This is a genomic window from Cognatilysobacter terrigena, assembly GCF_004361065.1.
Classification (GTDB): domain Bacteria; phylum Pseudomonadota; class Gammaproteobacteria; order Xanthomonadales; family Xanthomonadaceae; genus Cognatilysobacter; species Cognatilysobacter terrigena.
The window spans coordinates 56,447-69,834 of the sequence record NZ_SELT01000001.1 but is presented as its reverse complement, the minus strand read 5'-3'; the positions used below and the strand labels follow the sequence as shown (position 1 = coordinate 69,834).

Genomic DNA, 13,388 nt, shown 5'->3' with positions numbered 1-13,388 from the left:
CCGCTCGCTACTGCAGACGGTCGAACTCAGAGATCGACGCCGAAACCTACACCTGCGGAGCTGTCGTCGCTCGAGAACGCGGCGCCGATGCTCATGGAGATGTTGTTGCCGAAACGACGTCCATAGCCGATGGAGACCGCGCTTTCGCCGTGCTGGGTACCGACGCCCATCGACAGACGACCGCGGTCCGGTTTTGCGTAGGCGGCGTTGGCAGCCATCTGCATCATCGCTGCGGACATCGCGCCGTTGCGGTCGATGCGGCGATCCTGCTGTTCGAAACGGTCATTCATCTCGGTCCGCAGGCCGCCGAAGTCGAGCACGAGACCGTTGAGCTTCGCATCGGTGTAGGCGTTCGCCGACGCGAGAGTCTGCGTGCTCTTCTGATCGGTGTACGTGTTGGCCGAACCCAGCGTCGCCGTCGCCTTGGTGTCGGAGTACGTCTTCGCCGACTGCAAGGTCGCGGCGTCGCCGCTGTCCGCATGTGCGTTGGCCGCAGCCACAGCGTTGGATGCGGTAGAAAGTGCGGTGTTTGCTGTGGTCTGCGCCGTGTTCGCCGTGGTCAATGCGTTATTGGCGGTCGTCTGGGCCGTGGTCGCGGCAGTTTGCGCGGTATTGGCAGTCGTCAGCGCGGTGTCGGCGGTCGTCTGCGCATTGTTGGCCGCAGTCAGCGCCGAGTTGGCGGTCGTCTGCGCCGCACCCGCTGCGCTGAGGGCATTGTCAGCCGTCGTTTGCGCCGTCGCGGCGTTGGTAAGCGCCGTGTTCGCCGTTGCTTGCGCCGTGGCGGCGTTGGTAAGCGCCGTGTCTGCGGTCGTCTGTGCAGTCGCTGCGTTAGTCAAAGCCGTGTTGGCCGTGCTCTGGGCAGTTGCCGCGTTGGTCAACGCCGTGTTAGCCGTTGTCTGAGCGGTCGCCGCATTCGTCAGCGCGGTGTCCGCTTTGGTGTCCACGACCTGCAGCTGCTGCAAGTTCACCGCGTCGGTTGCCTGCGTGCCGTTGGCGACGTTGACGAGCTGCCGCTCGTTGCCCGTCGAGCCGATCGAGACCGTATTTGCACGGTTCGCGAGCGAATTCGCGCCGAGCGCAACGCTGCCGTTGGCCAACGCGGCACTCTGGAAACCAAGTGCAATGGCATTGTTTGCCGCAGCATTGCTCTGGAATCCAACCGCCAAACCGTTGAGGCCGGATGCCTGCGCGGCGTTGCCGAACGCGGAAGCGCCGACGCCGCTCGCCGTGGTCGCCTCATTTGTATCGGTGATGCCGTTGCCATTGAGGTCCGTCCAACCGCCCACGGCGGTGCTTGCGTCGGCACTGGCGACGCTCCGCGAGCCCGTCGCGAGTGAGCCGATGCCAAAAGCCTGTGCGCTGAAACCAATCGCGGTCGCCTCGTTCGCGGTCGCCGCGCTGAACGTTCCGAAGGCACTCGCGTTTGCGCCGGCTGCGTATGACGACGCTCCGAACGCGGCGGAGGAATCGCCGCTCGCCTCGCTGGACGTGCCGAACGATGACGAAAATAGACCGGATGCCAGCGCCGAGCTGCCGAACGCAGCGGTGTAATCGTTAGACGCGGTGGCACCTTGCCCGACGACCGTGCTTTGTGCTCCGGTGGCCGATGCGCTTTCACCCACGGCGGTGGCGCCGTCGGTGGTGGCGCGCGCGTTCGCGCCCACGGCGACGCTGACATTGCCGGACGCTGTAGCGTTGCGACCACAAGCCGTGGCGTCGCCGCCGGTCGCCGTCCCGCCGTCCGTGGTCGTCCCGCCCAAGCCATCACTGAAGAGGCAGGCGTTGCCGGCGTAGACCGGAGAGATGGCCGCGAGCGACAGAAGGAGCGCAGCGGCGAGGGTATTGCGATGGATGGTGTTCACGAAAATTCCCCGAATTGATGCGGGGCGGACCCAAGTCCGCCCGTCGATGCAGTTGAATAGACGCCGGGGCGACCACGACGTGGTCGCCCCGGTTGCCGCTTACGGCGTGATGGTCAGCGCAACGCGCACAGCCAACTTCGGTCGCGCCGGATCGCTCGTGCTCACGCACGCGTAGCCGATGTAGTTGCCTGCGGACATGCCGGCAGCGTTGAGCTGCAGCTGCACGTTGGTCGACGTGCCTTGCGACAGCGTGCCGTTCGGCGGCGTTGCCGCACCGATCCACGGAGCACCACAGGCAACAGCGCCATCGGCCTGCCACGACAGACCCGCGAACGCGCTGTTCGCGGCCCATGCGGGCGTGCCGGAAACGGTGATGCTCGCGAACGAGCCGCTGCCGGTGTTCGAGCCGTACCAGGCCCAACGGTTGGCGAAGGTCGACTGGGTGTTGACCACGAACCAGTACTTGCCCGGCGGCAGGTTGACGGTCTGCCCTGCAGCCGACAGGTTCAACCCGATCGTTCCGTTCGCGGTCGTGACACCGGCGCCCAACGGCGACGATGAATACGTCCACACGGCGCCGGTCGGATTCGTGTTCGGATAGCCTGCCGGCAGGTTCGACGCATCGGAGTAGATCGTCCACGTGATCTGCGACGCGACGCTGGTGAGCGCCGAACCGCTGACGACGAAGCCGTCCGCCGTGAGCGACGTAATCCGCGTGGTCGAGTCGAGCGTGAAGTCGTCCGCCGAGTACTGACCGTTGTTGCCCGCCGTCGCCGGATCCGTGAAGCGTGTGCTGCGGAACCCGCTGGTGACGCCAGTGGACAACGCCTTGACGATGTTCGCAACGCCCGTGCCGGTGTTGTCGACCGCGAACGTCATGCGAGAGCCGCCCAGGTTACCCAAGGAGAATGTCGCCGTTCCGGTCGCACCCGCCGCTACAGTCGCATTGACCGACGCCGGTGCTGAAGCGATCGCCGGCTTTACCGCGATGGCGACCGGCATGCGCAGCACCGGCTGGTTCGGGTTGCCCGCCGACTGTGGCGTCAGAACGACCGTACCGAAGTTGAACTGCGAGTTCGCCGGCAACTGGTAGGAGTTGATGGTGAACGTGACCGCCTTGCTCTCACCCGGATTGACGGTGAACAACGCCGGCGACACGGTGGCGCTGAGGCCTTCGACCTTCACCGACCACGCCTGACGGAACGAGAGCGTGTTACGGAACGTACGGGTGAACACGCAACGCTCAAAGCACGAACCGTTGATCAGGCTCGGCTGATTGAGTGCCATCGGATTGCCACCGGTCGCCGGATTGGCCGCGACGTAGTTGGCCTTGGTCTCATTGAGCACGAGGCCAGCGCGGATGGCCTGATCGACCTGGATGCGGCCCGCACCGCGTGCGAATGGATTCGCCTGCGTCACGCCATCTTCCATGAGCACGGTCTGCTTGGCCGTCATCGCCAACGCCGACCTGATCTCGGCGGGTTTCCAAGTCGGCTGCGCCTGGTGGATCAGCAACGCGGCGCCCGCGTTGTGCGGGGACGCCATCGACGTGCCACTCAGCAGGCCGACCGCATTCTCGGATCCAGTCACCGTCGTACCCGCGATGGTCGCGAGGATGTTGACGCCCGGGGCCGTGAGGTCCGGCTTGAGGAGGTCATACGTTCCGGCCGGGCCGCGCGAGCTGAAGTCCGCAAGCTGATCCGGCGTGTTCGACAAGGCAACCGGCGCGACCGGGATGGTGGCCGTCGCGGATGGATTGGCAACGCCGAAATTACGAATCGAGTCGCCGACCACCTGCGTTACCGAGAACGCCGGAACGGTGGTGCCCGGTACAGACGGCGCGAGCGTGCCCGCCTGGTTGTTGGCGATGATGACGGCAACTGCGCCCGCGGCCGCGGCGTTGTTCACCTTGATCGAGAAGCTGCACGTGCCGCGGCGGACGACGGCGATCGCACCGTTGAGCGAACCCGCCGGCAGCGCGCTGCACGCGTCGCTCGTGGTGTCGATGCCGGCGCTGATCTTCAACGGCGTCGTCGCGGGGAAGGTTTGCGTCATTGAGACGCCACCCGACCCTTCCGTGAGGTTGATGCCCTGCATGCTGGCGGGAACCGGCGTCGGGCTCGTTGCCGAAAGCTGGTAGGCGAAATCCCCGCGACCGTGCTGCGCGGCAGCAGTCGACGCCGTCCAAGGCTCGTGGTGACCCATCGTGTTCGGCCCGGGACCACTGTTGCCGGCCGACGTCGCGACGTAGATGCCGGCGTCGCTCGCATTGAGGAACGCTTGCGACACCGCGTCCGTCCACGGATCGATGCCGCCGCCGATCGAGAAGTTGATGACGTTCACGACGCCATCCGCGACCGCCTGGTTCACCGCCTTCACCGACGAGGTGTTCGGGCAGGAGCCACCACCGGTCGAGAGGTTCGTGTAGCAGACGTCGTACGCGATGATGTTCGCATGCGGCGCCACGCCGGAGATGCGCAGCGTCGCGCCCTTGTAATTGACGTCGCGGCGATTGCCGACCGCAGTCGACGCGGTGTGGCTGCCATGGCTATTGGTGTCGCCGAAGCCCGGTTCCTCGCGGTAGCTGGCCGTTGCCTGGCAGAACGTCTGCGTGGCGTTGGCCATCTCATCGCAGACGAAGTCGTAGCCGCCGATCAGCTTGTCGTTGCATCGACCTGCATCGACACCACCGGGCGCGCACGTGCCGAGGTAGTGGCCTGCGCCGAGCGGATTGATGTGCTGGTAGCCGTCGACGGGGCCGACCGCTGCGAACGACGGACTGCCGAAGTTGATGCCCGTATCGATGTCGGCGATCACCGTGCCTTCGCCCTGGTACTGCGTCGGGAAGCCCGGCGCCTGTCCCAGCCACAGCGTCTCGGCGCCGATCAACCGCGGACCGACGTCGGTGTCGATCTGCATCTCTTGGTATTTCTCGACGATCTGCGCAACTCGCTGCGCCTTGACCTTCTCGGCTTCCGCAGGCGTGAGCTCGACGATGATCGCGTTCAGCGCGTGCTGCATGCGGTCGCGCACGCGCAGGGGGCGACCGATCGCGCGCGCGATGTCGGCTTCATGCCCGCCCTGCACACCCTGCAGATAGCGCACGTAGCGCGTTGCTGCGGCACTGTGGACGTCGAGACGGCCACGCGCGGGGCCGGTCGTGAGCGTCGACGGCGCGGCGTAGCCCTGCGTCTGGCCGCGATAGGTCGCAAGCGGCGCCTCTCCGAAGACGATGATGTAGGGATCGCGCCGCGTTTCCATCGAGTCGTTCACCGACCCTGCGGCTTGCGTAACGGGCTGCGACACCGCGATCGCACGCTGCGCGCTGGAAACGATCCGGGACGGCTGGATGCCGGCCATGTGCATGACGGTGGCACCCGCCGCGGCTGTGCCGAGCGCAGCCGCCACCCAGACGGCAATGCGCCTTTGCTTCAAAGACATTGGTTTTCCCCTGAAAGATGAGTACGCCTCGCGGCGTCGGTCCCCCGACCAGACCGAACGGGCAACGCATTTCGCGTGGCGATCCGGTCACGCCGAAAATATGACGTCATCCAAGGAATTGCTTGCTGCGTCGCAACAACCGAGACACAGCAAGGCGCGGCGGGCCTGAACAGCGCGGCGTTCAGTCAGATCTGCGCGCTTCCCGTCATCAACCCGCGCCGGAACGCGATCAGCCGCACGCCCAAGGTCCATGCGAGCGCCGCCGCCCAGCCCGCGAGCACGTCGGACGGGTAATGCACGCCGAGATAGACGCGCGACAGGCCGACGCCCAACGCGAACATCGCACCTGCGATCACCGCCGGCCAGCGCCAACGCGTATTCCACGCGAGGCATGCGACGACGCAGGCGAGCGTCGCCGATCCCATCGCGTGACCGCTGGGAAAGCTGTACGTCGACTCGGGTGCGATCGAGATCCACACCGCAGGCCGTGCACGGGCGAACACATGCTTCGCTGCGAGGTTGAGCAGCGCGGACCCGCCGAGCGCGATCGCGGCGAACGTCGCGCTGCGCGAATGGCGGCGCAGGGCGAGCGCTAGCACGAGCACGATGTCGACCGGGATCACGCCGCCGGAATAGCCCACAGCGGAGAACGCGAGGAATACCGAGTTGAGCAGTGGGCTGGCGTGCGCGTGCAGGCTCTCGAGGAGCGGCGCGTCGAAGAAGAACGGTTGGCCCGCGGCGACGTCCTCGGCCAGCTCGCCGAAGCCCCACAGCGGTAGCGCCACGCACACGAACACCAGCGCGAGCGCCACGCCGTAGCGATGGACGACGCTCTTGCCGACCTGCGCCTGCTCGGCGACGACGGCCGCCGGCGTGCCCGCGTCAGGCCGTGCTGTTGGCTCCATAACGACGCTCCACGTATCGATCGATCAACTCGACGAAATCGTCGGCGATGCGATCTCCGCGAAGCGTGACGGTCTTTTCGCCGTCCTCGAACACCGGAGCGGAAGGCGCCTCGCCCGTACCCGGCAGCGAAATGCCGATGTTGGCGTGGCGCGATTCGCCCGGCCCATTGACGACGCAGCCCATCACCGCAAGGGTCAGGTTCTCCGCGCCCGGATGCGTGATCTTCCACTCGGGCATCTTGTCGCGCACGTGCGCCTGCACCTTCTGCGCGAGTTCTTGGAAGAACGTACTCGTCGTGCGCCCGCAGCCGGGACACGCAGTGACCATCGGCGTAAACGCGCGTAAACCCATCGTCTGCAGAAGCTCCTGCGCGACGATCACTTCGTTCGTGCGCGACTGGCCGGGCTCGGGCGTCAGCGAGATGCGGATGGTGTCGCCGATGCCTTCCTGCAGCAGCACGCCGAGCGCCGCGCTCGAGGCGACGATGCCCTTGCTGCCGATGCCGGCTTCGGTGAGGCCGAGGTGCAGCGCGTAGTCGCCACGCGTCGCGAGTTCGCGATACACGGCGATGAGTTCCTGCACGCCGCTGACCTTCGCGCTGAGCACGATGCGCTCGCGCGGCAGGCCGAGTTCTTCGGCGCGTACCGCCGAATCGAGTGCGCTGCGGATTAGCGCCTCGCGCAGTACGTGGCCGGCGTCCCACGGATTCGCACGCTGCGCGTTCTCGTCCATCAGCGTCGCCGCGAGGGACTGGTCCAGCGAGCCCCAGTTCGCACCGATGCGCACCGGCTTGCCGTAGCGGATCGCGAACTCGATGAGCTGCGCGAACTGCGTGTCCTTCTTCTTGCCGAAGCCGACGTTGCCCGGGTTGATCCGGTACTTCGCCAGCGCCTCGGCGCAGGCCGGCTCGCCGGCGAGCAGCTGGTGCCCGTTGTAGTGGAAGTCGCCGATCAGCGGAACGCCGACGCCCATCATGTCGAGGCGTTCGCGGATGCGCGGCACCGCGGCGGCCGCTTCCGGCGTGTTGACCGTGACGCGTACGAGCTCCGAGCCGGCGCGCCACAGCTCGGCCACCTGCTTGGTGGTCGACGCGACGTCCGCCGTGTCGGTATTCGTCATCGACTGCACGACGACCGGCGCACCGCCGCCGACATGCACGCCTCCGATCACCACCTCGCGGGTCATGCGGCGGGGCAAGGGTCCGAAGCGGTCCTCGTCGGCGGGCGACGGCGGCTGGAGAGCGGCATTCATGAGGCGAATTGTAGGCCAGCGCCGGCGCCCGGCCCCTGAATCGACGGCGTCGTCGCAGGGCGTGAGGCCCGCTGCCGCCACCCTCGCACCGACTGCGCTACCGTACGCGCCCGCCCCGCCCCGCCGCCCATGTCGACCGAGTCCCCGCGCGACGTCTTCACGCCCAGCCAGCTCAACACGCTGGCGCGCGACATGCTGGAGACGACGTTCGGGTCGGTCTGGATCGAGGGCGAGCTGGGCAGCGTGTCGAAGCCGGCGTCCGGGCATCTGTATTTCACGATCAAGGACGCGCGCGCGCAGATCCGCTGCGCCATGTTCAAGCCCAAGAGCAGCTGGCTGCGCTTCCAGCCGCGCGAGGGCCTTCGCGTGCTCGGCCGTGGCCGGTTGACGCTGTACGAGGCGCGCGGCGAGTACCAGCTCGTGCTCGACCACATGGAGGAAGCCGGCGAAGGCGCACTGCGCCGCGCGTTCGACGAACTCAAGGCGCGCCTCGCCGCGGAAGGCCTGTTCGATGCCGAGCGCAAGCGTCCCCTGCCCGCGTTTCCGGCACGCATCGGCGTCATCACGTCGCCGAGCGGCGCGGCGATCCGCGACGTGCTGAGCGTGCTCGGGCGGCGCTTTCCGCTGGTCGAGGTCGACGTGCTGCCTGTGCAGGTCCAGGGCACGGGCTCGGCGCCGCAGATCGTCGACATGCTGCAGCGCGCCGGCGCGAGCGGTCGCTACGACGTGCTGATGCTCACGCGCGGCGGCGGCTCTCTCGAAGACCTGTGGTCGTTCAACGAGGAGATCGTCGCACGCGCCGTCGCGGCGAGCCCGGTGCCGGTCATCTGCGCGGTCGGCCACGAAACCGACTTCTGCCTCGCCGAATTCGCGTCCGACCGTCGCGCGCCGACGCCGTCGGTGGCCGCGGAGCTGCTCCTTCCGAATCGTGACGACCTCGCACGTCATCTCGAAGCGATGCGTCGTCGCCTCCACAGTCGGCAGATGCACATCCTGCGCGACGCCATGCAGCGCACCGACCGCGCGGCGTTGAAGCTCAACGCGCTGCGCCCGCAGGCGTACGTGCAGATGCTCTGTCGACGACAGGCCGATGCGTTTCGCCGCCTCGATGCCGCCTGGCAGCGAAAGCTCGAACGCGAACGTGCGCGGCTGCGGCATGCGGACGCGATCCTGCGGGCGCGCCATCCCGAGCGTCGGCTCGCGCGATTGCGGGAGCGCGTTGCGGCGGTCGCCAACCGACCGCAGGCGGCGATCGTGCGTCGCGTCGCGCACGAGGCGCTGCGTCTGCGCGGGTTGGCGCGTTCGCTCGAAGCCGTCAGCCCGCTGGCGACCGTGGCGCGCGGCTACAGCATCCTGCGACGCGCGGACGGCGCGATCGTCCGGCAGATCAACGACGTGGCGGACGGCGATGCCGTGACCGCCCGAGTCCGCGACGGCGAGCTCGGCCTGCGCGTGGAACGGCGCATCCCGCGCCGGTAACCGCGGTTTGACGTCGCGTGACGGCGAGGCGGGCATCATCGCGTTCTCCGCCCCGAGCCCGTCGCCATGTCCGCTCCGCAGCTTCCGATCTACGTTGCCGGCCAGCCCGTTACGACCGGCGACTGGCTCGACGTCACCGACAAGTACAGCGGCAAGGTCGCCGCGCAGGTGGCGCATGCGAACGCCTCGCACATCGAGGAGGCGATCGCCGCCGCGCATGCGTCGCGGGCCGAGACGGCGGCGTTTCCACCGGATGCGCGTCGCGACGTGCTTGAGCATTGCGTGCGCCGCTTCGGCGAGCGCCGCGATGAACTCGCCGACTTGCTGTGCACCGAGGCCGGCAAGCCGATCCGCGATTCCCGCGGCGAAGTCGATCGACTGATCGACACGTTCCGCATCGCCGCCGGCGAAGCCACGCGCATCGGTGGCGACGTGCTGGAATTGCAGGTCTCGCCACGCGCGCACGGCTTCCGTGGGATGACGCGACGCGTGCCGATCGGCGCGTGCAGCTTCATCACGCCCTTCAACTTCCCGCTCAACCTCGTCGCGCACAAGGTGGCACCGGCGATCGCGGCAGGTTGCCCGTTCGTGCTGAAGCCGTCGGAACGCACGCCGCTCGGCGCACAGGTGATCGGCCAGATCCTTGTGGAGACCGATCTGCCGCGCGGCGCGTGGTCGGTGGTGGTCTGCGACACGAAGACCTCCGCACCGCTGGTCGAAGATCCACGCATCGCGTTCCTGAGCTTCACCGGCGGCCTGGTCGGCTGGGATCTGCGTGCACGCGCCGGGCACAAGAAGGTGACGCTGGAGCTGGGCGGCAATGCCGCGTGCATCGTCGACGAAGATCCGGGCGTTCCGCTCGAACACCTCGTCAAACGACTTGTTTTCGGTGCGTACTACCAGAGCGGTCAGAGCTGCATCAGCGTGCAGCGCATCATCGCGCATCGCGCGATTGCCGATCGGCTTTCAGGCGCGCTTGCCGATGCGGTGCGTGCGCTGAAGTGCGGCGATCCGCACGACGAATCCACCGACATCGGCCCGGTGATCGACGCCGCTTCGGCGGATCGCCTCACCGAGTGGATCGACGCCGCGCGCCAGTCCGGCGCGCGCGTTCTCGTTGAAGGTCGTCGCGACGGGACGATGATCGCGCCGTGGCTGCTCGCCGACGTGGCGCGCGACGCCAAGCTTTACCGCGAGGAAGCGTTCGGGCCGGTCGCCCTGATCGAGAGTGTCGATTCCTTCGACGACGCAATCGAGCGCGCGAACGACTCGCACTTCGGCCTGCAGTGCGGTGTGTTCACTGCGCGGCTCGATCACGCGATGCGCGCGTGGGACCGGCTCGAAGTCGGCGGTGTCGTGGTCGGCGACGTGCCCAGCGTGCGCGTCGACAACATGCCGTACGGCGGCGTCAAGGATTCCGGCGTCGGACGCGAAGGCGTGCGCGCGGCGATCGAGGACATGACCGACGTGCGGCTGCTAGTGATCAAGGATCCGCCGGCGGGCTGATGCGCGATCGGGCGAGCAGCGATCACAGAACCCGGCAGGTCGACGGATGCAGCGCTAGGCGCGCTCAGCCGACGAGGCTCGCCACCGCATCGATGCCGCTGACCAGCTCCGGCATCGGTCGACCGTAGAGATAGCCCTGCCCCAACGTGCAGCCGAGCTCGCGCACGAGTCGCTGCTGGTGCAGGTTCTCGATGCCTTCCGCCACGGTGTGGATGCCGAGCGAGCCGGCGAGCGCCTGGATCGCGCGCACCACGGCTTCGCTCTCCACACGCGTTTCGCTGCCCAAGCCGGCGATGAAGCTCTGGTCGATCTTCAGGCATTCGATCGGGAAGCGATGCAGGTACGACAGCGCGGAGAAGCCCGTGCCGAAGTCGTCCAGCTGCGCCAGGACGCCGTGGCCGCGCAGGTGGTTGAGCATGTTCATCACGCGCGGCGCTTCTTCGAGCAGCGCAACCTCGGTGATCTCGATGCGCAGGCGGCGTGGATCGGCCTTCGCCTTGTCGAGCATGCGCAGCAGGCGATCGGCGAACGCGCTGTCGCGGAAATGCCGCGGCGACACGTTGACGGAGATGTAGCCGCCCTCGGTGTGCGCGATGCGATCGGCGACCTGCGCGTATACCAGCCAGTCGACTTCCTCGATCAGCGAGCTGTTCTCACCGACGTTGACGAACGACGCCGGCGTCAGCAGGCCGCTGCTCGCATGGCTCCAGCGCAGCAGTGCCTCGTGGCCGACGATGCTGCGATCGGCAAGTCGCACGATCGGCTGGTAGAACGCGACGAAGCCATCGCCGTTGATCGCACGACGCAGGTCGGCTTCGAGGTCGAGGATGCGCATCGCCTCCTCGCGCATGGCCTCGTCGAACGTCGCCCACCGGCCGCGACCCGCGGCCTTGGCCCGATACATGGCGGCGTCCGCATCGCGCAGCAGTTCGCTGCCGCTGCGATAGCGCGGATGCCAGAGCGCGATCCCGACGCTGGCCGACGGGAACACTTCGCGGCCCGCGACCCACCACGGCTGGCCCAGCGTTTCGAGAATTCGGCCCGCGAGACGTTCCACGCTCGCGACGCCGTCGAGTTCGTGCACGAGCACGGCAAATTCGTCGCCGCCGAGTCGCGCGACGACGTCGCCGGGTCGTACACAGGCTGCGATTCGACGCGCAGCTTCCATCAACAGCTCGTCGCCCGCGGAATGGCCCGCGCTGTCGTTGACCAGCTTGAAGCGGTCGAGGTCGAGATAGAGCACCGCGAACAGCTTGTGCGGGTGCGTCTGCGTCATCTCGATCGACTCGGTCAGGCAGTCGACGAGATGCGTGCGATTGGGCAGGCCCGTCAGTGAATCGTGGCGCGCCTGGTGAGTGAGCCGCTGCTCGGCGCGCAGGCGTTCGCCGATCTGCGCCACGAGTTCGCGGTTCGCACGCGCGAGTTCGCGGGTGCGTGCGTCGACGCGTTCCTCCAGCTCCGCATGCGCCAGCATCAGCGCCTCCTGCGAGCGCTTGCGCTCCAGGCCGATGCCGATGTGGTGCGCGACGAACATCAGCAGTTCCTGGTCGCGCCGGCTGAAGGTGATCTGCTGCGAATAGCTCTGCACCGCGATCACGCCGACCACCTGGTCGTCGCGCCACAACGGCACGCCGAGCCAGCAACACGCGAGCGCGCCGCGGCTGATCAGTTCGCCGTCCTGCGTGAGCTTCTCGATATCGGCCCGTTCGACGAGCAGCGGCTTGCGCCGCGTGAGCACGTATTCGGTCAGGCCGAAGCCGAGCGGACGCGACTTGCGTCGGCCGTCGCGTTCGTCGATGGAGTACGGGAATTCGAGGCGCTCGCCGTCCTCGGAAATCATCGCGATGTAGAAATTCCGCGCGTACAGCAGCTCGCCGACGATCGCGTGCACTTCGCGATAGAAGTCGTCCAGCGACGGCGCGCTCATAGAAAGCTCGGCGATGCGGAACAGCGCGCTCTGCAGCTGTTCGGCGCGCTGGCGCTCTTCGATCTCCGTCTGCATCTCCGCGTTGAGGCGTTCGAGCGCATGCGTGCGTTCGCGCACGCGATGCTCGAGCTCCTCGCGCGCGAGGTGGCGTTCCAGTGCCGTGAGGATGTGCTGCGCGACGAACGCGAGCAGCGCGCGTTCTTCCTCGCCGTAGACGCCGGCGCGGTCGTAGCTCTGCACGACGATCGCGCCGCAGACGCGGTCGTCGCGGCGCATCGGCACGCCGAGCCAGTCCTCGCTGTCCGGGCCGTGCGCCGCATCGCGCACGACGTTCAGCTGGCCGCGCACCGCGTCGGACGGACCGCGCACCGGTTCGCCGTGGCGCAACAGGGCGACGGTCAGGCTGTTCGGCAACTCGGCCGTGGGGATGTCTCGGTCGGGCTCGGCGACGTAGTCGTCGCGCTCGTCGGCGAAGTAGACGAAGCGCAGCGTGTCGCGCACATCGTCGTACAGCACTATGTAGAAGTTGGCGGCGTACATCAGGCCGCCGATGACGTGATGGATCATCCGCAGCATCGCGGACAGCTCGAGGCCGGAGCCCGCGAGGTCGGCGATCTCGTACAACGCCTGCTGCAGGCGTTCGGACTTCTCCAGCGAGTCGGCGCGACGCTGCACGCGGTCGGCGTCGAGATGCGTGGCCAGCAACGCGCGCGCCATCTCCGACCAGGTCAGGCGCACGTCGGGATCGAGCGCGGCCTGCAGGCGTGCGGCAACGGCGCCGTGGCGGCCGCCCGGTCGTGGCCACGTTTCGATCAGGCAGTCGTGGGCGTCGATCGGCGTCGCGCCGAGCAGCGCGTTGCGGACGGCGTTCGTGAGCGTGTCGTCGGCATCTTCCGTCGCGCAGACGGTGACGCCTTCGCGTTCGCGCCAACCGGCCGCGACATTGGCTTCGACCGGCAATCCCGCTTCCAGGGCGGCGACGAGCTCGCGCCGACGGGCGCGCCGCATCGCACTGT

At 67.7% G+C, this 13,388-nt stretch carries 7 protein-coding genes; 2 read left to right on the top strand and 5 right to left on the bottom strand.

The window, feature by feature from the left end; genetic code table 11:
• Positions 1-26 precede the first annotated feature (26 nt).
• From EVS83_RS00350 to ispG, 4 genes are all read right to left on the bottom strand, one after another.
• On the bottom strand, positions 27-1,862 hold the full coding sequence (locus tag EVS83_RS00350; RefSeq protein WP_133498414.1) for a YadA-like family protein: 1,836 nt from the start codon (positions 1,860-1,862) through the stop codon (positions 27-29).
• A 99-nt stretch (positions 1,863-1,961) separates the two neighbouring features.
• Positions 1,962-5,303, bottom strand: a complete 3,342-nt coding sequence (locus EVS83_RS16120; protein ID WP_133498412.1) for a S8 family serine peptidase — start codon at positions 5,301-5,303, stop codon at positions 1,962-1,964.
• A gap of 185 nt (positions 5,304-5,488) precedes the next feature.
• A complete protein-coding gene (locus tag EVS83_RS00340; protein ID WP_133498410.1) occupies positions 5,489-6,208 on the bottom strand; it encodes a phosphatase PAP2 family protein in 720 nt (239 codons plus the stop codon).
• A complete protein-coding gene (gene ispG, locus EVS83_RS00335; protein ID WP_133498408.1) occupies positions 6,186-7,460 on the bottom strand; it encodes a flavodoxin-dependent (E)-4-hydroxy-3-methylbut-2-enyl-diphosphate synthase in 1,275 nt (424 codons plus the stop codon). The genes EVS83_RS00340 and ispG overlap by 23 nt, the downstream gene beginning before the upstream one ends.
• A 129-nt stretch (positions 7,461-7,589) precedes the next feature.
• Here ispG and xseA point away from each other — a divergent pair, with 129 nt between their 5' ends.
• Both xseA and EVS83_RS00325 read left to right on the top strand, forming a co-directional pair.
• Positions 7,590-8,939 carry an exodeoxyribonuclease VII large subunit gene (xseA, locus tag EVS83_RS00330; protein ID WP_133498406.1) on the top strand — a complete coding sequence of 450 codons (1,350 nt, stop codon included), beginning with the start codon at positions 7,590-7,592 and terminating at the stop codon, positions 8,937-8,939.
• A 66-nt stretch (positions 8,940-9,005) separates the two neighbouring features.
• Positions 9,006-10,445: an aldehyde dehydrogenase family protein gene (locus EVS83_RS00325; RefSeq protein WP_133498404.1), complete on the top strand. Its 1,440-nt coding sequence runs from the start codon at positions 9,006-9,008 to the stop codon at positions 10,443-10,445.
• Positions 10,446-10,509: 64 nt separating this feature from the next.
• Here the strand turns inward: EVS83_RS00325 and EVS83_RS00320 are convergent, their stop codons facing one another.
• Positions 10,510-13,380 carry a bifunctional diguanylate cyclase/phosphodiesterase gene (locus EVS83_RS00320; protein WP_133498402.1) on the bottom strand — a complete coding sequence of 957 codons (2,871 nt, stop codon included), beginning with the start codon at positions 13,378-13,380 and terminating at the stop codon, positions 10,510-10,512.
• Between the last annotated feature and the right edge of the window lie 8 nt (positions 13,381-13,388).